Source organism: Mycobacterium sp. NGS26 (genome assembly GCF_059813025.1).
The window spans coordinates 1,196,347-1,216,050 of record NZ_JCALDU010000001.1; the positions used below are offsets into that span (position 1 = coordinate 1,196,347).

Annotated in this window: 16 protein-coding genes; 7 read left to right on the forward strand and 9 right to left on the reverse strand. The window is 68.6% G+C overall.

The window, feature by feature from the left end; genetic code table 11:
- The first annotated feature begins 15 nt into the window (after positions 1-15).
- From AC5Y6X_RS05885 to AC5Y6X_RS05895, 3 genes are read left to right on the forward strand one after another with little or no spacing between them, the layout of a single operon-like run.
- Positions 16-1,299: an acyl-CoA dehydrogenase family protein gene (locus AC5Y6X_RS05885; protein ID WP_499985122.1), complete on the forward strand. Its 1,284-nt coding sequence runs from the start codon at positions 16-18 to the stop codon at positions 1,297-1,299.
- Positions 1,280-1,903, forward strand: coding sequence for a TetR/AcrR family transcriptional regulator (locus tag AC5Y6X_RS05890; protein ID WP_499985124.1), 624 nt, complete (start codon positions 1,280-1,282; stop codon positions 1,901-1,903). The genes AC5Y6X_RS05885 and AC5Y6X_RS05890 overlap by 20 nt, the downstream gene beginning before the upstream one ends.
- On the forward strand, positions 1,903-2,871 hold the full coding sequence (locus AC5Y6X_RS05895) for an NADPH:quinone oxidoreductase family protein (protein WP_499985126.1): 969 nt from the start codon (positions 1,903-1,905) through the stop codon (positions 2,869-2,871). Before AC5Y6X_RS05890 ends, AC5Y6X_RS05895 begins: the two co-directional genes overlap by 1 nt.
- A gap of 16 nt (positions 2,872-2,887) precedes the next feature.
- Here the strand turns inward: AC5Y6X_RS05895 and AC5Y6X_RS05900 are convergent, their stop codons facing one another.
- Positions 2,888-4,768 (reverse strand): alkyl/aryl-sulfatase, encoded by a 1,881-nt coding sequence (locus tag AC5Y6X_RS05900; protein ID WP_499985268.1) that lies wholly within the window; start codon positions 4,766-4,768, stop codon positions 2,888-2,890.
- 167 nt (positions 4,769-4,935) lie between these two features.
- Here AC5Y6X_RS05900 and AC5Y6X_RS05905 point away from each other — a divergent pair, with 167 nt between their 5' ends.
- Positions 4,936-5,412, forward strand: a complete 477-nt coding sequence (locus tag AC5Y6X_RS05905; RefSeq protein ID WP_324679730.1) for a lipoprotein LpqH — start codon at positions 4,936-4,938, stop codon at positions 5,410-5,412.
- 1 nt (position 5,413) lies between these two features.
- Here AC5Y6X_RS05905 and AC5Y6X_RS05910 read toward each other — a convergent pair whose 3' ends face one another.
- From AC5Y6X_RS05910 to AC5Y6X_RS05935, 6 genes are all read right to left on the reverse strand, one after another.
- Positions 5,414-6,934: a sensor histidine kinase gene (locus tag AC5Y6X_RS05910; RefSeq protein ID WP_499985129.1), complete on the reverse strand. Its 1,521-nt coding sequence runs from the start codon at positions 6,932-6,934 to the stop codon at positions 5,414-5,416.
- Entirely contained in the window at positions 6,912-7,616 is a 705-nt protein-coding gene (locus AC5Y6X_RS05915; protein WP_499985270.1) for a response regulator transcription factor, read from the reverse strand. Before AC5Y6X_RS05915 ends, AC5Y6X_RS05910 begins: the two co-directional genes overlap by 23 nt.
- A gap of 124 nt (positions 7,617-7,740) precedes the next feature.
- Complete coding sequence (locus AC5Y6X_RS05920) at positions 7,741-7,896, reverse strand: DUF6131 family protein (protein ID WP_324679734.1); 156 nt, start codon at positions 7,894-7,896, stop codon at positions 7,741-7,743.
- A gap of 29 nt (positions 7,897-7,925) precedes the next feature.
- Entirely contained in the window at positions 7,926-8,150 is a 225-nt protein-coding gene (locus AC5Y6X_RS05925) for a hypothetical protein (protein WP_324679736.1), read from the reverse strand.
- Positions 8,151-8,267: 117 nt separating this feature from the next.
- Positions 8,268-8,450 (reverse strand): hypothetical protein, encoded by a 183-nt coding sequence (locus AC5Y6X_RS05930; RefSeq protein WP_499985131.1) that lies wholly within the window; start codon positions 8,448-8,450, stop codon positions 8,268-8,270.
- Positions 8,451-8,492: 42 nt separating this feature from the next.
- Positions 8,493-9,437 carry a class I SAM-dependent methyltransferase gene (locus AC5Y6X_RS05935; RefSeq protein ID WP_499985133.1) on the reverse strand — a complete coding sequence of 315 codons (945 nt, stop codon included), beginning with the start codon at positions 9,435-9,437 and terminating at the stop codon, positions 8,493-8,495.
- 81 nt (positions 9,438-9,518) lie between these two features.
- Here AC5Y6X_RS05935 and AC5Y6X_RS05940 point away from each other — a divergent pair, with 81 nt between their 5' ends.
- Genes AC5Y6X_RS05940 through AC5Y6X_RS05950 form a run of 3 tightly spaced genes read left to right on the forward strand, consistent with a single transcriptional unit; the run spans position 9,519 to position 11,426 of the window.
- Entirely contained in the window at positions 9,519-9,866 is a 348-nt protein-coding gene (locus AC5Y6X_RS05940; RefSeq protein WP_499985135.1) for a nuclear transport factor 2 family protein, read from the forward strand.
- Positions 9,863-10,894: a phosphotransferase family protein gene (locus AC5Y6X_RS05945; RefSeq protein WP_499985136.1), complete on the forward strand. Its 1,032-nt coding sequence runs from the start codon at positions 9,863-9,865 to the stop codon at positions 10,892-10,894. Before AC5Y6X_RS05940 ends, AC5Y6X_RS05945 begins: the two co-directional genes overlap by 4 nt.
- Before the next feature lie 19 nt (positions 10,895-10,913).
- Positions 10,914-11,426 (forward strand): hypothetical protein, encoded by a 513-nt coding sequence (locus AC5Y6X_RS05950; RefSeq protein WP_499985137.1) that lies wholly within the window; start codon positions 10,914-10,916, stop codon positions 11,424-11,426.
- Here the strand turns inward: AC5Y6X_RS05950 and AC5Y6X_RS05955 are convergent.
- Positions 11,423-12,154 carry a methyltransferase domain-containing protein gene (locus tag AC5Y6X_RS05955; RefSeq protein ID WP_324679802.1) on the reverse strand — a complete coding sequence of 244 codons (732 nt, stop codon included), beginning with the start codon at positions 12,152-12,154 and terminating at the stop codon, positions 11,423-11,425. The two genes, AC5Y6X_RS05950 and AC5Y6X_RS05955, sit on opposite strands and share 4 nt — an antisense overlap.
- Positions 12,155-12,168: 14 nt before the next feature.
- Positions 12,169-19,704 (reverse strand): amino acid adenylation domain-containing protein (locus AC5Y6X_RS05960; RefSeq protein WP_499985138.1); only part of this gene is annotated, 7,536 nt, incomplete at its 5' end.

A 19,704-nucleotide genomic window follows, 5' to 3' on the forward strand; every position in this document is an offset into this window, starting at 1 on the left:
ACTAGGAGTACTCGCATGCCTTGGGACTTCTCCACCGAACCGGAGTTCGAGAAGAAGCTGGACTGGATCCGCGAGTTCGTACGCGAGGAGGTGGAACCCCTCGAGGTGCTCTTTCCCGGGTGCGAGTTCCTGCCGCTGAACGACGAGCGCCGCCGCATCGTCGACCCGCTCAAGCAGCAGGTCCGCGACAACGGCCTGTGGGCGCCGCACCTCGGCCCGGAGCTGGGCGGGCAGGGCTTCGGCGCGGTCAAGCTGACGCTGATCAACGAGATCCTGGGCCGCAGCCCGTGGGCGCCGATCGTGTTCGGCACCCAGGCGCCCGACACCGGCAACGCCGAGATCATCGCGCGCTTCGGCACCCAGGACCAGAAGGACCGCTACCTGGCCGGGCTGCTGTCGGGGGAGATCTTCTCCTGCTTCTCGATGACCGAGCCGCAGGGCGGTGCCGACCCGCGGGTCTTCACCACCCGTGCGGTCCGCGACGGTGACGACTGGGTGATCACCGGCCGAAAGTACTTCTCCTCCAACGCCTCCGTCGCGTCGTTCTTCATCGTCGTCGCGATCACCGATCCCGACGTGCCCGTCCACCGCGGCGCGTCGACGTTCTTGATCCCGGCCGGAACGCCGGGCCTGACGCTGGAGGCCACCCACCACCTGGTCGGGGCGGACCCGCACGAGCCGGGGCATTCCCTGGTGCACTACGACGGGGTGCGGGTCGGGCCGGACGCGTTGCTCGGTGAACCCGGCCAGGGGTTCCTGATTCTGCAGACCCGACTGGCCGGCGGGCGCCTGCATCACGCGATGCGCTCGATCGGGATGGCGCAGCGCGCCGTCGAGATGATGTCGCGGCGCGCGAAAAGCCGTTTCACGCAGGGCAGTTACCTGGCCGACAAGCAATTGGTGCAGGAGTTCGTCGCCGACTCCTACACCGAGCTGATACCGTTCCGGCTGACCGTGCTGCACGCCGCGTGGCTGATCGACAACGGGGACGAGCACGCCGCCCGCGCCGAGATCGCGGCCTGCAAGATCCTGGCCTCGCAGGTGCTGAAATCGATTGCGCTGCGCGCGATTCAGGTGCACGGCGCGCTCGGGCTCACCGACCAGCTGCCGCTGGTCAACGTGCTGCTGGGCGGCATCGCGCTCGGCTTGGCCGACGGGCCCACCGAGGCGCACAAGGTCAACCTGGCCCGCATGCTGCTCAAGGGGTACGACGCCGAGGACGGCGACTGGCCCAGCGAGTCGCTGGGTGTCCGGCGCGAGGCGGCCCGAGCCAAATACGGTGAGCTCGTTGACTTCTAGCCGGGTCGCCGCGGCGGTCGAGCGGGCCCTCGACGACCGCCAGCGGGAGGCCACCGAGGAGGTGGAGCGCATCCTGGCGGCCGCGGTGCGGGTGATGGAACGGGTCGCGCCCGAGCCGCCCCGCGTCAGCGACATCGTGGCCGAGGCGGGCTCGTCGAACAAGGCGTTCTACCGGTACTTCGCCGGCAAGGATGATCTGATCCTGGCGGTGATGGAACGCGGCGTGGGCATCGTCGTGTCCTACCTACAGCACCAGATGGCCAAGGAGCCCAGGCCGGAGGACAAGATCGCGCGCTGGATCGAGGGCACGCTGGCGCAGGTCGCCGACCCGCGCCTGATCAGCAAGAGCCGGGCGGCGGCCGGGCAGATGTCGGCCGGGGCCCACTGGCACGCGGTCGACCAGGAAATGCTGCGGCCGCTGCGCGACCTGCTGATCGAGCCGGTCACGGAGCTGGGCAGCGGGGACGTCGATCGCGACGTCGAGGCGGTGTTCTGCTGCACCTCCGCGAAGCTGCGCCGGTACGTGGGTTCGGCGGATCGCCCCGGATCCGACGACATCGCGCACGTGGTGCGGTTCTGCCTGAAAGGCTTGGGAGTCAACTGATGCGGGCCGTCCTCTGCCGCGCCTACGGCCCACCGGAAGACCTGGTGCTCACCGACGTCGACGACCCCGTCCCCGGTCCCGGCCAGCTGCTGGTGCGGGTGCGCGCCGCGGCGGTGAACTTCCCGGACGTGTTGTTCGTCGCCGGCAAGTATCAGGTCAAGATTCCGCCGCCGTTCATCCCGGGCAACGAGATCGCCGGGGAGGTCATCGCCGCCGGGGACGGCGCGCCATTCAAGCCGGGGCAGCGCGTTTCCGGGACCACGTTTGGCGCGTTCGCCGAGCGGGCGCTGCTCGAGACGAGCCAGGCGACGCTCATGCCCGACGACGCCGACTTCGCGTCGGCAGCGGCGTTCGGCGTCACCTACCGCACCGCGTATCACGCGCTGCGCTCGACCGCCGCTGTGGCGGAAGGGGATTGGGTGGTGGTGCTGGGCGCCGCGGGCGGCGTCGGGTTGGCCGCCGTCGACCTGGCCGTGGCGATGAAGGCCCGGGTGCTGGCGGCGGCGTCCAGCCCGGAGAAGCTCGAGCTGTGCCGGCGGCGCGGCGCCGAGGCCACCGTCGACTACGACCGCGAGGACCTGAAGGCCCGCATCCGTGAGCTCACCGGTGACAGCGCCCGGGTCGTCATCGACCCCGTCGGCGGGGCCTATTCCGAGCCGGCGCTGCGCGCGCTGGCTCGCGGCGGCACCTTTGTCACCCTCGGCTACGCCGCCGGGACGATCCCGGCCATCCCGCTGAATCTCGTTCTGCTCAAGGACATCACGATCCGCGGCATGGAGATCCGCACCTTCATGGCCGACCATCCCGACGAGGCCATCCGCGACACCGAGGAGCTGACGAGGATGTTCGCCGCCGGCGTCATCCGGCCCTACATCGGCGCGCGGTTTCCCCTGGCCGAAACCGCCGCCGCGCTCCGCTATGTGGCGGAGCGCAAGGTGCTGGGCAAGGTGGTCATCGACGTCGCGTGAGGCGGCCTGACGAGCCTCACGGCGTGACGATGTTGAAGTTGGTGTCCGGTTGGTCGAGTGCGCCCAGGAACGCCCGCAACGCCGCCTGGTCCCCGGAGATGTCGAGCCCCGGCGAGTCGAAATCCCCGGCGGCAACCAGCAGCAGCCGAAACTTGCTGCCCAGCTTGACCGTAACGTCGGCCGTCGCGGAGTCGGCCGCAACCCGGCGGTGGACGAGCACCCCGTTGCGCAGCCGCAGCCGATAGTTCGCGGCCAGGTCGGCGAACGAGATGTCGACGGCGATGTCGAGGTCCCAGCTGCGCGGCCCGTCGACGCGGATGGCGAAGCCGTCGAAGATCTGCTCCGGTGTCAGCTGGGACAGCATGGTCGGTGAGACGACCTGAACGGCGGTGCCGAAATTGCCGTCGCGCAACTCTGCGGCCCCGGTCAGGAAGAAGTTTCGCCACGTCGCGTTCTCGGCGCCGTAGGCCAGCTGCTCCAGCGTGTCGGCGTACAGCGCGCGGGCGCCGTCGTGGGTGCTGTCCGTGAACACAGCGTGGTCGAGAAGTGTGGCCGCCCAACGAAAATCGCCGGAATCGAAGGCCGCCTGGGCGAGTTCCACCACCCGGTCGATCCCGCCCATCGCGTCGACGTAACGCGGGGCCAGCGCCTCGGGCGGGTGGGGCCACAGCCTGCCCGGGTTGCCGTCGAACCAGCCCATGTAGCGCTGATAGACCGCCTTCACGTTGTGGCTGACCGACCCGTAATAGCCGTGCGTGTGCCAGGCCCGCTCGAGCCTGGGCGGCATCTCGAACATCTCGGCGATTTCCACGCCGGTGTATCCCCGGTTGAGCAGCCGCAGCGTCTGGTCGTGCAGATACGCGTACAGATCGCGTTGCAGCGACAGGTATTCGGCGATGTTCTCGCGGCCCCAGGTGGGCCAGTGATGGGATGCGAACACCACGTCGGCGCGGCCGGCGAAGGTGTCGATGGCCTCGGTGAGGTAGCCCGACCACGCGTGCGGATCGCGGACCAGCGCGCCGCGCAGCGTGAGCAGGTTGTGCAGGTTGTGTGTGGCGTTCTCCGCCATGCACAACGCGCGGAAACGCGGGAAATAGAAATGCATTTCGGCGGGCGCCTCGGTGCCGGGCGCCATCTGGAATTCGATCTCCACGCCGTCGATGGTGTGGCTCTCTCCGGTCCGCCGGATATCGATCGTCGGGACGATCATGGCCACCTCGCCGGTGGACCCGGCCTGGCCGAGGCCGCATCCCACGTGCGCCAGCGGCCCCCGCGGCAGCATCATGCCGTACATGTAGGTCGCGCGGCGCGTCATCGCCGGGCCCGCGTAGACGTTCTCCTGCACCGCGTGCTCGACGAAGCCCTCCGGGGCCAGCACGGCGACCGCGCCGGCGTCGACGTCCGCCTGCGAGGTGACACCCAGCACGCCGCCGAAATGGTCGACGTGACTGTGGGTGTAGATCACCGCGACCACGGGACGGTCGCCGCCGCGGTGGGTGCGATACAGGGCCAGCGCCGCGGCGGCGACCTCGGTGGAGATCAACGGGTCGATGACGATGATCCCGGTATCGCCCTCGACGAAGGTGACGTTCGACAGGTCGAGCCCGCGGACCTGATAGATGCCCGGCACCACCTCGTAGAGGCCTTGCTTGGCGGTCAGCGACGACTGCCGCCACAGGCTCGGGTGCACGGTTGGGGGCGCCGGACCGTCGACGAAGTCGTAGGCGTCGTTGTCCCAGACCACGCGGCCGTCGGCCGCCCTGACGACGCACGGGGATAACGCCGCTATGAATCCACGATCGGCATTGTGAAAATCCGTGGTGTCGTCGAATGGCAGGTCATGTCGGCGGTGCGCGGACTCGATGATCGCGGTGGGAGGTTTGTGGTCCACCGGAATTACCCTGCCATCGATGCGCCCGCCCCGGAAGAACGCGCGCGGAGCGGGCGGCTTAACCGAATCGAAACATTTTCACCCGAACCTCTTTTGCGCGGCCCGGCAAACCCGCATACTGCCCAGACGGCCCTCAATGCCGGGGGCCGCAACGAACGGGCAAAGGAGAACAGGTGAAGCGTGAACTGACGATCGCGGTTGCCGGCGCGGCAATTCTGGCCGCGGGCATTTCTGGCTGTTCGAGCAACAAGTCGAGCACCGGCGGGGGCGCGACCTCCTCGGGCGCCAGCGCATCGGCAAGCGCCGGCGGCGGGCCGACGGTCACCATCGACGGGAAGAACCAGAACGTGAGTGGCTCGGTCGTCTGCACGACGGCGGGCGGCAACGTCAACATCGCGATCGGTGGGGCCGCGACCGGCATTGGCGCCGTGCTCACCGATGCCAATCCTCCCCAGGTGAAGTCGGTCGGGTTGGGCAACGTCAACGGCGTGACGCTCGCGTACACGTCGGGGACGGGCCAGGGCAATGCCTCGGCGACCAAGGACGGCAACCACTACAAGATCACCGGGACCGCGACGGGCGTCGACATGGCCAACCCGATGCAACCGGTGAACAAGCCGTTCGAAATCGACGTGACTTGTTCAAGCTGACCTAGGAGTTGGACGCGGGCGGTTGCCACCCGTTGAGTGGCAACCGCACCGTGAACTCGGTATGACCGGGTGAACTGCTCACGGTGATGGTTCCGTTGTGCGCCTTGACAACTGCGGACACGATCGCCAGGCCCAGCCCGGTGCTGCCGCCCTTGCGGGAGCGCGACGAGTCGCCGCGGGCGAACCGCTCGAACACCTCCGACTGCAACTCGGCGGGAATACCGGGGCCGTTGTCGCTCACCTGCAGCACGGAATGCGTCGGCTCGGTGCTCAATCGCGTCGTCACGACGGTGCCCGCGCCGGTGTGGATGCGGGCGTTGGCAAGCAGGTTGGTCACCACCTGGTGCAACCGCGCCGCGTCCCCGGTGACGACCACCGGCTCCTCGGGCAGGTCGAGTTCCCACTGGTGATCGGGCCCGGCGACGTGCGCGTCGCTGACCGCGTCGACGGCGAGGCGCGACAGGTCCACCGGTTCCCGTTCCAGCGGCCGACCCGAGTCCAGCCGGGCCAGCAACAGCAGGTCCTCCACGAGGCGCGTCACCCGCTCCGTCTCCGATGCCACCCGGCTCATGGCGTGCTCCACCGCCTCGCGGTCGTCACCCATGCGTTGGGTCAGTTCGGTGTAGCCGCGGATCGCGGCGAGCGGTGTGCGCAGTTCGTGACTCGCGTCCGCGACGAACTGCCGCACCCGCGTCTCGCTGGCCTGGCGCACCCGCAGCGCGTCGGCGATGTGGTCGAGCATCCGATTCAGCGCCGTGCCGAGCTGGCCCACCTCGGTGGACGGATTGGCGTCGGATTCGGACACCCGCACCGGCAGCTCGACCTCACCGCGGGCCAACGGCAGATCGGCGACCTTGCGGGCGGTTTGCGCGACGCGGCGCAGGGGCGCCAGCGCCCGCCTGATGATGATGAGCCCGGCGATCGTCGCGGCGGTCAACGCGACCACGGTGACGATCCCGAAGATGACCAGCATCCGGATCAGCGTGGCGTCGATGTTGGCCATCGACAGGCCGGTGACGATGACGTCGCCGCCGCGCCGGCTCGGGGCGGCGACCACGCGGTAGCGGCCGAGGCCGTCGAGGTCCACGGTCACCGGGCTGCGGCTGCCCGCGATCGCCGCCAGCTGGGCCTGCGCCCGCTCGCTCAGCGCGGCCCGGGCGCCGCTGCTGGTCGTGTAGCCGGCGTCGACGGTCTTGCCGTTGCTGACCACGGCGGCGACCATGCCCGCCGGCTGACCGGGCGCATCGAGGAACCGTGGGCCGGGGCCGGGGCTGGGCCGCGGATAGTTCGGATGGTTGTGGTGCCATTGCGAATGGTTGGGTTCGGGATACATCAGCGCCGACCGGTACGAGGTGCCGGCGAGCTGGCCGTCGAGCTGCTTCACGAGGTGGTGGTTGAGCGCGAGCTCGGTCGCCCCGGCGATCCCGATGCAGACCAGGGCGAGCACGATGACCTGCCCGACCAGGAGCCGCAGCCGAAGCGACCAGGCCCGCCGTGCCTTAACGGGCGGGCTTGAGGACATAGCCCGCGCCGCGCAGCGTGTGGATCATGGGTTCGCGACCGTTGTCGATCTTCTTGCGCAGGTAGGAAATGTAGAGCTCGACGATGTTGGAGCGGCCGCCGAAGTCGTAGCTCCACACCCGGTCGAGGATCTGCGCCTTGCTCAGCACCCGTTTGGCGTTGCGCATCATGAACCGCAGCAACTCGAACTCGGTGGAGGTCAACGAGATTGGCTCGCCGCCGCGTGTCACCTCGTGGCTGTCCTCGTCCAGCACCAAATCCCCGACCACCAGTTGCGCGCCGCTGTCGACCGTCGTCACGCCGGTGCGCCGCAGCAGCGCCCGCAGCCGCAGCACCACCTCTTCGATGCTGAACGGTTTGGTGACGTAGTCGTCGCCGCCGGCGGTCAGCCCGGCGATGCGGTCCTCCACCGCGTCCTTGGCCGTCAGCAGCAGCACCGGCAGGTGCGGGTTGTCCTCGCGCAACTTGTGCAACACGTCGAGCCCGCTCATGTCGGGCAGCATCACGTCGAGGACGACCACATCGGGCCGCTGGGTGCGGGCTGCGGCGACGGCCGACGCTCCGTCGCCGGCGGTGGCGATGTTCCAGCCCTCGTAGCGCAGCGCCATCGCGACCATCTCGGCCAGGACGGATTCGTCGTCGACGACGAGCACGTTGATCGGGTTGCCGTCCGCGCGGCACATGACGACCCGCTCAGCGGAGGCTCGGGGCGGCGTCGTCACAGCCTCCAGTATCCGCTCGCGACTTGGCCGCGGCTATGTGAAGCCTTTGGGTGTCCTGTGAAAGACCGCTATCGGCGATCGGTGGCTAGTACCAGTACCGCCGGCCGGCGACCGGGCGGCCAACGGAGCCCAGAATCCACAGCACCGCGCCGATCACCAGCAAGATGACTCCAAGCACCCATAACAAATGAATGCCGAAGACGAATCCGAGGATAAGCAGGACCACACCTAAGACGATCATGACAACTTCCTTTTACTCGAGGGGTTTCTTTAACTCAGTGCTCCCATTGAGCTGGGTTGCGGCACACGGCAGTCCTTGACTTTCGGATTGACCCCTGCGTAATTCAAGGGCCCGGCAATCACTGTCAATGCGATGTTTCCCGCTGTGGCACAACTTGTGTCGCCACCCTTGAAGTAGTCACGCTGCCACGCCGCGAATACTCCAATGATCAGCCACACCAGCACAATCGTCCCGATAATTCCGCCTCCGCGCATGGCGACCTCCGTTGTGTTCGAGAAAAAATTTCTCGTGAGCCGGGGTTTACCCGTTGAACTCGTGTCTAAACATCGGCGCGGGTACGCCGTTTCCCGTCGCTCCCAATGGAGCTCGCGCTAGGAATGGTCGGCGAGCCACGCATCGGCGCGCCTCTTCGACGCCCGGGATAGCCACGCGTCCTGAATCAGCTCGGTCAATTCCGTCTTGCTGATTTCCGGCAGCCGGCAGGCCCGCACCAGGACCGAGGGGTGCCAAATGACGTTGCCTTTCGGCCCCTCCAGCCGTTTGACGTGGGGCATGGACGCGGCGATCCGATGCAGTCGCTGCGCCGGGCGGGCCGATCAACCACGGCGACGATGCGCGGAGACGTACAGGGTGGGCGGCATCGCGTCCTCGGCCCCGTCCGGAACGTCGCGGCCGTAGCGGGCCATCAGCTCCTCGAAGGTCGCCGTCGACACGTCCCAGCCGCGCTCGTGCAGCCAGCGGTCGACGGGGGTGCGCTCCTCGGGGTACCAGAGGTCGTCGAAGTCGGTGATCTCGGTGTTGACCAGCTTGGCGGCCGCGGCCCGCATGCGCTGCATGTCCTCGCGCTGGCGCCGCACCCGGTCGGCGTCGGTGAAACCCTCGCTGGGCACGTTGGCGGCCACCCGGCTGCCCGCGACACTGAGCGAATGGATCCGTTCGAACAACTGGTCCTGGGCCCGCGCCGGCAGGTAGCGGACCAGGCCCTCGGCCGACCATACACAGGGCAGCGATGCGTCAAACCCCGCCTCCCGCAACGCCTTTGGCCAATCCTGGCGCAGGTCGATCGGCACGTTCACCAGTCGCGCCGTCGGTTGCGCGCCGTGCTCGCGCAGCGTGTTCGACTTGAATTCCAGCACCTTGGGCTGGTCGAGCTCGTAGACGACGGTGCCGTCGGGCCACGGCAGCCGCCAGGCGCGCGCGTCCAGGCCGGCCGCCAGGATCACCGCCTGCCGGACGCCGGAGCGCGCCGCGTCGAGGAAGAACTCGTCGAAAAACGCTGTCCGCGTGGCCATGAAGTCGACCATCAGCCGCAGCCGCGCCCGCATGTCCGGTTCGAGTTCGGCCGCCTTCGCCAGCAGCTTGGGGTCCGCGTAGATGCTCCACATCCCCTCCCCCGCGGCTTCGACGAACAGCCGCGCAAACGGGTCGTTGATGAGCGGATGCTCGCTCGCGGTCTCCGCGGCGCGGGCCGCGGCGACACCCAGCGCGGTGGCTCCCACGCTTTGGGTGATGTCCCAGGAGTCGTCGTTGGTCCGCGGCATCGGCATTCCCCTCCAAGCCCGAAAGTCCGTTGATTCCACACACTAGGCTTCTTCGCAGACGTCCCTGGGAAAGGAGTCGCAATGACGCGCACGCCGCAGGAGGTATTCGCTCACCACGGAAAGGCGCTGGCCGCCGGCGACCTCGACGAGATCGTCGCCGACTACGCCGACGATGCGGTGTTGATCACGCCGGCCGGCGTCGCGCGCGGCAAGCACGGCGCACGCGAGGTCTTCGCCCGACTGCTGGACGAACTGCCCGATGCGGCATGGGACCTGAAAACCCGGATCTTCGGGGGCGACGTGCTGTTCCTCGAGTGGGCCGCCGATTCGGCGCTCAACCGGGTCGACGACGGCGTGGACACCTTCGTGTTCCGCGACGGCATGATATGGGCGCAGACGCTCCACCACACCCCGCAGCCCAAGGGATGAGCGTGGACCTGAACGCCGTCGCGGACTGGATGTCCGCGCAGGGGCTGGGCGAAGGGCCGCTGGAGGATGTCTCCGCCGTCACCGGCGGGACGCAGAACGTCATGCTGCGGTTCACCAGGTCCGGGCGGCCCTACGTGCTGCGCCGCGGGCCGCGGCACCTGCGTCCGCGCAGCAACAGCGTGATCCTTCGCGAGACCAAAGTCCTTGCGGCACTTGCCGGTTCCGACGTGCCGCATCCGCACCTGATCGCCACCTGTGCCGACCCCGGCGTGCTCGGTGACGCCGTCTTCTACCTGATGGAGCCCGTCGACGGGTTCAACGCCGGGGAGGGGCTGCCGCCGTTGCACGCGGGCGATGCCGGCGTGCGGTTCCAGATGGGGCTGTCGATGGCCGACGCGCTGGCGAAGCTGGGCGCCGTCGACCACGTCGCCGTCGGTCTCGCCGATTTCGGCAAACCGGAGGGCTTCCTGGAACGCCAGGTGACGCGCTGGCTTTCGGAGCTGGACTCCTATCGGGAGTACGAGAACTACCCGGGCCCCGACATCCCCGGGGTCGATCGGGTGGCGGCGTGGCTGGAGCGCCGCCGGCCGACCACCTGGAAGCCGGGCATCATGCACGGCGACTATCACGCCGCCAACGTGATGTTCTCCAACACCGGGCCCGAAGTGGTCGCCATCGTCGACTGGGAGATGTGCACGATCGGCGACCCGCTGCTGGATCTGGGCTGGCTGCTCGCGACCTGGCGCCAGCCCGACGGGTCCGCCGTGTTCAGCCACGCGCTGGGCGGTCAGTCGGGGCTGGCGAGCACCGACGACCTGTTCGAGCGGTACGCCGCCAACACCACCCGCGACCTGTCGTACATCAACTGGTACGTCGTGCTGGCCTGCTTCAAGCTCGGCATCGTCATCGAGGGCACGCTGGCCAGGGCGTGCGCCGGGAAGGCCGAACGGGAGGTCGGCGACCAGCTGCACGCGGCCACGGTGCATCTTTTCGAACGGGCACTGACGCTGATCGACAACGAGACGTGAGCTACTAACATCTCCCTTCGTGCCGCCCTACCCCGAGAACCCCGACTACTACTCCGAGCCGACCCAGGCCGCGCGCTACGGCGGGGCCGACTACGGCGGTTACGAACCCGAGCCGCCGCAGCCCCCGACGCCGTGGTACCGCCGCCCGGCGGCGCTGGTCGCGGCGGGCGCGGTCGGCGCGATCGTGCTCGCGCTGGTGGCATACGCGGTGGTCAAGCTGGTGAGCGGGTCGCCGGCGCCCAGCCCCGCGGTTACGACGACGCCGCCCGTCTCCACCACCGCCGTCACGACGACGTCCGCCGCGCCGCCCCGGCACCACGGCGGTGGGGGCGGCGGGGCGCCGACTCAGACCGTCACCGAGACGGCCCCTCCGCCGAGCACCGACACCGGCACCCCGAGCACCGACACCGGCACTCCGACGACGACGGTCCCGCCGGAGACGAGCACCGTCACCGTTTCGCCGAGCACCGAAACGAGCACGGTCACGCAGACCGTGACCATCCCACGGCTGCCGTTCGTGCCTCGGCCTTAGGGATTTGCGCGCCTGGCAACCACCACCGTCGGGCCCATCCGCAGGGTTCGGAAGTCGACGGTGATGCCCGGGTCGGCATGTTCCGCGAGCGCACGCAGCGCCGACGGGCTGTAGGCGCGAAGCGAACTGATGAACCCGTCATGGATCAGCGGCACCAGCCGAGTGAATGGGAAAACCGTTGCCAGGACCAGCAAGTGGACCGGCGCCGGCGGTCGGCGGAGATCGACGATCAACAACTTGCTCGCCACCCGGGTTCCTTCGGCGAACACCCGGGCGGCCAGTTCGGGCGGCAGGTGGTGCAGGGACAGCGAGAACACCGCGAGGTCGTAGTAGCCGTCGGACGCGTCGATCGCGGTGGCGTCCATTCTCCGCACCGTCGCGCGTGGATGGCTGCCGAGATCGCCGGCCTCGATCGCGGCCACAAACATGGGATCGATGTCGGTGACCGTCAGCTGAGCCGTGGGATGACTCTCGAGCAGCTTGCGCGACAGCCCGCCGAGCCCGGCCCCCAGCTCCAGGATCTTTGGCGAGGCGACGTCGGCCACCTCGTCGAGCACTACCCGACTGATCCTCGCGTAGGCACCGATCCGTCGTCGCCCCGCGCCGCGTTCCAGTGTTTGGAGCACCTTCTGCTTCAGCTCGTCGACGTCGTCGCGGTCCAGGTACTCCAGCCGGTCGGTCTGCAACCGCCGGTCCAGCCAGGAGGCATTCGGCCCACCCCGGGGCATGCCGGCAAGGTCGATCACCGCATTGCCATCCTTTCTTCCAATGAGCGTTTGAGTTGTCCGCCATACATACTCAGCGATGCGCTGGTCAACATCTCGTGGTGAGTGCAGTCGACCGAATGGACGGTGATGTCACCGGTAACGTAGGGCCGCCAAACGTGCGGACGCGGGGGGCCGTTCCCGTTTACGCCGCGCGCCGCGGAGAATATCACCAGATCGCCGTCGAAAACGTCGGGCTCGAAGTCCTGCAGATGCAGCTGGTTCATGGTCAAATTCTTCACCATGAATTCCAGCAGCTGCTCGGACGGCAGCGCCAACTGCGCCGCGTCCAGTTGCCGGGCAATCAGCCGCACCGCCTGCGAATAGGTAAGCGGCGCAGGCTGTTCCGGTACGTCGATGTGGTTCATCAGCAGAATGTGCTCGAGCACTTGGCTCTCGTCGGAAGCGTCATCGACCGCGACTATCGTGTTGGTGCTGAACGCATCGTCGAGCAGCACCAGGCGTTCGACGGTGCATCCGCGTCGTTGCAATTCAATGGCGAGCGCCTGCGCTACCACACCCCCGAGGGACCAGCCCAATATCTTGTAGGGTCCGTTGCGGTAAGCGGCTTGCAGCCTGTTCGCGTAGCTCACCGCCATGCCTCGGATCGACCCTTGTCCGGATTCACCGTTTTGCGGCAGCTGGTTGACTCCGATGATCGGGCAGTCCAGGTAGTTCCCCAGGATTCGATAGGACCAGCTCAGACCGAGACCGTCATGTATACAGCACAGCGGAACGCCCGTTCCCGCTTTGAACACCTCGACGGGGACCAGGTCCACCGCGCTGTCGGGCCGGCCCAACTGCTCGCACAAGCTTCTGACGGATGGCGCATAAAACATGGTGCGCACCGCGAGCTCGGTGCCCAGGCGTTTGTTGACCGCCGCCGTCACCCGCGTCGCCGACAACGAATCCCCGCCCAGCTCGAAGAATGAGTCATCGACCCCGACGCGCTGCAGTCCGAGCACTTCGGCATAGACGTCGGCAACGATCTTCTCGGTCTCCGTCTGCGGCGGCCGGAAGGAGGTGGCGGCAAACACCGGTGCGGGCAGGGCCTTACGGTCGATCTTGCCCGAGGAGGTCAACGGGAAGTCGTCGAGCACAATTATCTGCGCCGGCAGCATGTAGTCCGGCAACCGCTCGCTCAGCCGCTGACGCACCGCACTGATCTTGGTGTTGGTGTGCGGGTCGTTGCATCCAGTGGTGCGCTCGCGTGCCGCGGTCGTGGGAAGGTAGACGTCGGTCAGGGCCGGAACGGACTCGGTACCAAGATCACTGGGGGCGATGAAGACGGCATCGATGGTGCCGGGTTGGGCGCCCCAGGTGACGGCGACGTGGTATCCGATGTTTTCGCCGAGACGGTGCAACTGTTCGGGGGCGGCGCTGTCGACGGTCGCGGTGGCTTCGACGAGCGCGTCGGCCGGGGGCCGTCCGGCGGCGACGGCCTCCTCGAGCCGGACGTCGGTGACCAGCCCGGCCCGGGGCACTCCGACGACGCGCACGGCGGCGGGACGCTGGGACATCAACCGGGCCTGCAGTCCGAGCGGGCCCGCGCATTCGGTCCACACCCAAGTGGGTGTCGCGCCCAGTGAGTGGACCGGTATCGGGTTCTTGTGGACGACGACCTCATAGCGGTACCGGGTCAGTTCGTTGTCGGCGAATCCACGCTTGACCTGGATGTCGAGTCCGGCCACCGATGGGTGATCGGCGGCCCACGTGGTGAAAAACTCTGGCGCCAGCAACAATTCGGGCTCGCTGACCATCGCGCGCTGAACTCGTTGGCGAATCTCGGCGATTTCCGCACTGGGGGTGCGGGCCAGCGCGACCGTTGCCTGGAAGGCGCCGTGCAGAGCGTGGTTGCGGACGTCACCGATGAACAGCCTCCCCCCTGGGGCCAGCAGGTCCATCGCCGTGTCGATGACGTCGGCCAGATACTTCCCGTTCGGGAAGTACTGGACGACCGAGTTGAGAATGATCGTGTCGAAGTAGCCGTGCGGCAGCGCCCCGATCAGGTGGGCGGGCTGAGCCAGGAGCTGGATTCGATCACGCCGCGGGAGCTGCGACCGCTCCAGCGCGCGGGCGAGGTTGCGCACGGCCGCCATCGACACGTCGGTGGCGACATAGTGCTCACAGCGCGGGGCGATCTGCGACAGCAGCAGGCCCGAACCCGCGCCGATCTCCAGCACTCGCCGCGGTTGCAGGGCCATGATCCGATACACCGTGGCCGAACGCCACTCCGCCATCTCCTCGAGCGGAATCGGATCGCCGGTGTAGCTGCTGTTCCATCCCCGGAAATCCGTTCCGAGCCAGCAGGGTTCGGCCTCGGTGCCATACAGCTCGTCGTACGTGTGCTGCCACTGCTCGACGATTTCGGCGTCTCGGACGGCGGTGGACTCGCCGGTGCCGGTCTGATCGAGGGTGACGTACGCGACGAGATGCGCCCCGGTGCTGTCCTGGTGCAGGGCGCCGGCGGCCTGCGTGACCTCGGGGCAGGCCAACAGGACGCTCTCGATTTCGCCCAGCTCTATGCGCTGCCCGTGCAGTTTGATCTGCGTGTCGGCCCGACCCAGATAGTCCAGCGTGCCGCCCGAGGTCCAGCGCACCAGATCGCCGGTGCGGTACATGCGCGTGCCGGCGCCACCGTAAGGGTTGGCCACGAACCGTTCCGCGGTCGACCCCGGTCGGCCCAGATAGCCGCGGGCCAGCGCGGGCCCGGCGAGATACAGCTCTCCCACCACCCCGACGGGGGCGGGGTTCAGGCGCGCGTCGAGCACCAGCGCACACATTCCGCGGATCGGGGCACCGATGTCGACCGCCTGCCCCGCCGACAGCGGGGGACTGCAGGTGGCCCAGATGGTGGTCTCGGTGGGGCCGTAGGCGTTGAACATTCGCCGACCCGGCGCCCAGGCGACCGCGAGCTCCCGGGGGCAGGCCTCCCCCGTGGTGATCAGCGTGCCGACCGCGTCCACCCGCTCCCGATCCAGGGACGCCAGCACCGTCGGGGTTACCACCGCCGCGCTGACCCGCTGGGTCTGCAGCAACGTCGTCAACGCCTCCCCCGCATACGCATCCGGCGGCGCCACCACCAACGCCGCGCCCGACCCCACGGCCAACAACAGCTCGCCAACAGACACGTCAAAGGTCGGCGAGGCCACCATGAGCAGCCGATCGCCCGCGCTCAACCCGAACACCTCGCGCAGCTGGGCCACCGCCGCCAGGCCGGCGTGGCCGACCGCGACTCCCTTGGGGGCACCGGTGGACCCCGAGGTGAAGATCACGTGGGCGGTGTTGTCCACCCCCAGCGGCGCCAGCCGGTCGTCGTCGGTGATCTGATCCGCGCACCGGCCGGACACGTCCAGGGCGTCGATGGACAACACCGGCCGCCCCCCGGCCCCGGCCACGGCGCCGGCACCGCGGGTCAACACGCATACCGCCCCGACCGCGTCCAATACCGTGGCGATCCGCTCGGCCGGGTGGGCCGGATCCACCGGCACGTATGTCCCCCCGGCCTTGACCACCGCCCACCAGGCCGCCACCAACTCCGCGCAGCGATCCATGGCCACGCCCACCGCGCGCTCGGGACCCACCCCTCGCTCGATCAGCACGCGCGCCAGCCGCGTCGACCACTCGTCGAGCTCGCGATACGACAGCTCCCGCGCACCGTCGACCACCGCCACCGCGTCCGGGTCGGCCGCCGTCGCCTCGGCCAACAGCTGGGGAGCCACCCGTGGCCGCGCCCGCACACCGGCACCCGACCAGCCCGACAGCACCAGATCACGCTCGCGGCGCGTCAACAGCGGAACGTCGCCCACCACCACCGACGCGTCCGCCACCACCGCCTCGAGCACCCACCCGAACCAGCCGACCAGCCGCTCGATGGTCGCTCGGTCGTACAGGTCCGTGGCGTAGGACACCGATCCGGCCGCCATCGGCGCCGCCGGGTCGTCGGTGGGCACCTCGCTCAGTTCGATGTCCAGGTCGAACTTGGCGGTGCGCGTCGACGCCGTCAGCGGCTCGACGCTGACCCCGTCGAACGCCAACACCGCGGGGCGCACATTGTTCTGGAAGACCATGAGCACCTGAAACAGCGGGTTATGCGCCGTCGAACGGACCGGGTTGAGCTGCTCGACCAGCCGCTCGAACGGGACATCCTGGTTGCTGTACGCATCGAGGGCTTTCTGACGCACTTGCCGAAGCACATCGCCGAACCGGTGCGCGGACTTGACGGCCACCCGCAACACCCAGGTGTTGACGAAGAACCCGACCAGATCATCGAGCGCCGGATCCAACCGCCCGGCGATCGGCGTGCCCATCACCACGTCCTCGCCCGCGCCGGCGCGGTGCAACACCACGGCCATCACCGCTTGCAACACCATCGACGGCGTCGCGTTGTGCGCCACCGCCAGCTGCTTGACCCGTGCCCATACCCGCGGGTCGATGCGGATGTCGACGTCGTCGCCGCGGTAGCTCGGGACCGGCGGCCGTGGGCGGTCCGCCGGCAGCGACACCACCTCGGGCAGGTCGGCCAATTCCCGCCGCCAGTACCGCAACTGCCCGGCGATCACGCTTTCCGGGTCGGACTCCGCCCCCAACAACTCCTGCTGCCACAGCGTGTAGTCGACGTACTGAACCGGCAACGGCGCCCACTGCGCGGCCAGGCCATGCCGCCTGGGCCGGTAGGCCTCGGCGATGTCCCGCACCATCGGAGCCAGCGACCACCCGTCAAAAGCGATGTGGTGCACCACAATCCCCAACACATGCTGCTCGGGCGCCACCGCGTAGATCTGGGCACGAATCGGGATCTCCGTGGACAGATCGAACCGATGTCCGGCCAGCGACACCAACGCACCGGCCACCTCGTGCTCCGGCAACGACACCACCGCCGCGCCCCCGTCACACCACATCCCCGGCCGTGCCGGCAACACGTCCTGGAACGGCACCCCATCCCGGTCTGGAAATACGGTGCGCAACGATTCGTGGCGAGCCATCACGTCGTCGAGGGCCACAACCAGCGCATGCAGATCCAGCGGCCCGTTGATGTGGAAGGCGGCGGGCATGTTGTACGTCGCAGCTTCGCCCTCGAACCGGCTGAGGAACCACAACCGGGATTGGGCGAAGGACAACGGAACCCGCGCCGGCCGCTCGCCCGCGACCAGCGGCTTGCGCCGGCTCGCATGCCCGGCGATGTGCGGCGCCAACTGCGCGACGGTGGGTGCGTCGAACAAGGTGCGCACCGCCAGTTCGGCGTCCAGGCCCGAGTTGATCGCTGCCATCAGACGCATCGCCGACAGCGAATCCCCACCCAGCTCGAAGAAGGAATCGTCCACGCCGACCCGCTCCAGCCCGAGGACGTGGGCGTACATGTCGGCCAGGATCTCCTCGGTGGGGCCGGCCGGGGCGCGGTAGTGACCGGCGTCGGCGTAATGGGGTGCGGGCAGGGCGCGTCTGTCGAGTTTGCCGTTGACGGTCAAAGGCAGTGCGTCCAACACCATTACGGCGGCCGGGACCATGTACGACGGGAGCCGCTCGGCGAGCCGGGCGCGGATCTCGGTGGGGTCCGCGGTGCCGATGATGTAGCCGATCAGACGTTTGTCGCCTGGGCGGTCCTCGCGGGCGATCACCGCCGCCTGCTGGACGCCGTCGAGTTCGGTTAGGGCGCTTTGGATTTCGCCGAGCTCGATGCGGTACCCGCGGATCTTGACCTGCTCGTCGGCGCGGCCGTGGTATTGCAGTTGCCCGTCGGCGGCCCAGCGCACCAGATCGCCGGTGCGATACATGCGCGCTCCCGGCTGTCCGAATGGGCACGCCACGAACCGCGACGCGGTCAGCCCGGGCCGGCGCAGATACCCCACGCCCACGCCGCGGCCGGCCACATACAGCTCGCCCACCACACCCTCGGGCACCGGGCGCAGCCACCCGTCGAGCACGAACAGCGCCGCTCCCGGAACCGGGAAGCCGATCGGCGGTGTTCCCGAGCCCGGCGTCAGCGGCGCACTGACGGTGGCATATACGGTGGTCTCGGTGGGGCCGTAGCCGTTGACCATCGTCCGCCCCGGCGCCCACCGATCCACCAGGTCGGCGGGGCACGCCTCCGCGGCGATCACCAACGCCGTCGAATCCAACCCCTCCGGGCTCAGTGTCCGCACCGTCGAGGGGGTCTGGCTCAACACGCTGACGTGTTCGGCGACCAGCAACGCCTGAAGTTGTTGCGGCGCAGTGGCCACCTCTTCGGGCACCACCACCAGCCGGCCGCCATGCAGCAGCGCGGCCCAGATCTCCCAGACCGAGTAGTCGAAGGCATAGGAATGGCATTGCGTCCATACCTGCCCCGGCGCGGGCTTGAGGCCGATGTCCAGGGTGTCGAACAGCCGGGTGACGTTGTGGTGGGTCACCGCAACGCCTTTGGGGACACCGGTCGTGCCCGAGGTGTAGATGATGTGGGCGATGTCGTCGGGGGCCGGACCGGGCAATGCGGAGCCGGCTTGGCCGTCGATGCGGGGGTCGTCGACGTCGACGACCGGCACGTCGCACCCGTCTAGCCGCGACCGCAGATCCGCCGTGGTGACCGCGGCGATGGGTGTGGCATCCGCCAGCATGAACCCGATCCGGGCCGCCGGCACCGCGGGGTCGATCGGCAGATAGGCCGCCCCGGCCTTGAGTACCGCCAGGATTGCCACGATCGCCTCGGCGGAGCGCGAAAACAGCAGTGCCACACACTGTCCGGAGCCGGCGCCCTGTTCGGCCAGCAGGTGCGCCAACCGGTTGGCGGCCTCGTCGAGCTCGCGGTAGGTCATCGAGCGGCCTCGGAAGGTGATCGCGACCGCCCGCGGCGTGCGGGCCACCTGCGCGGTGAACAACTCCGGGATCGACACCGGAGTCACCGGATGCGTCAACACCGCCCGATTGCCGAGTTCGTCCACGCGGCCGTGGTCGGCCTCACCGAGCGGATCGATCGAGGACAGCCGCCGCGTGGGGTCGGTGGACATGGCCACCAACACCCGCTGGAACCCCTCGATGAGGGTTCGGATGAGTTCGGCGTCGAACGCATCGCTGTCGAATTCGACGCGAAGCCCGAGTTCGCGGCTCGAAAGGGCTTGCATCGTCAGCGGGTAATGGGTCGATTCGCGGCTGGTGATCCCGCTGATGGCCAATCCGTCCGCGCCTGCTAATGCGCCGGTTTCGATCGGGTAGTTCTCGTAGACGAACAGCGTGTCGAACAACTGGTCGTGTCCGGTGGCGCGGTGGATTTCGGTGAGCGCCAGGTGCTGATGCTCCAGTGTGCGGTTGTTGGCGCTGTGCAGCTGGTCGAGCAGCCCGGCCGTGGTGGTCGCGGCGGTGAGTCTGGCCCGTACCGGCACCGTGTTGATCAGCAGCCCCACAATGGATTCCGCGCCACCGACGTCGGCCGGCCTACCGGAGACCGCGACCCCGAACGCGACATCGTGGTTGCCGGTCAGCCACATCAGCACCTGTGCCCAGGCGGCCTGCAGCACGGTGTTGACGGTGGTGTGCTGGCG

Excerpts from the sequence above, each read along its gene's own strand:
- AC5Y6X_RS05885 (WP_499985122.1), top strand. The coding sequence starts at position 16 with ATGCCTTGGGACTTCTCCACCGAACCGGAGTTCGAGAAGAAGCTGGAC.
- AC5Y6X_RS05895 (WP_499985126.1), top strand. The coding sequence starts at position 1,903 with ATGCGGGCCGTCCTCTGCCGCGCCTACGGCCCACCGGAAGACCTGGTG.
- AC5Y6X_RS05910 (WP_499985129.1), bottom strand. The coding sequence starts at position 6,934 with ATGTCCTCAAGCCCGCCCGTTAAGGCACGGCGGGCCTGGTCGCTTCGG.
- AC5Y6X_RS05915 (WP_499985270.1), bottom strand. The coding sequence starts at position 7,616 with ATGTGCCGCGCGGACGGCAACCCGATCAACGTGCTCGTCGTCGACGAC.
- AC5Y6X_RS05920 (WP_324679734.1), bottom strand. The coding sequence starts at position 7,896 with ATGATCGTCTTAGGTGTGGTCCTGCTTATCCTCGGATTCGTCTTCGGC.
- AC5Y6X_RS05925 (WP_324679736.1), bottom strand. The coding sequence starts at position 8,150 with ATGCGCGGAGGCGGAATTATCGGGACGATTGTGCTGGTGTGGCTGATC.
- AC5Y6X_RS05930 (WP_499985131.1), bottom strand. The coding sequence starts at position 8,450 with ATGCCCCACGTCAAACGGCTGGAGGGGCCGAAAGGCAACGTCATTTGG.
- AC5Y6X_RS05935 (WP_499985133.1), bottom strand. The coding sequence starts at position 9,437 with ATGCCGCGGACCAACGACGACTCCTGGGACATCACCCAAAGCGTGGGA.
- AC5Y6X_RS05940 (WP_499985135.1), top strand. The coding sequence starts at position 9,519 with ATGACGCGCACGCCGCAGGAGGTATTCGCTCACCACGGAAAGGCGCTG.
- AC5Y6X_RS05945 (WP_499985136.1), top strand. The coding sequence starts at position 9,863 with ATGAGCGTGGACCTGAACGCCGTCGCGGACTGGATGTCCGCGCAGGGG.
- AC5Y6X_RS05955 (WP_324679802.1), bottom strand. The coding sequence starts at position 12,154 with ATGCCCCGGGGTGGGCCGAATGCCTCCTGGCTGGACCGGCGGTTGCAG.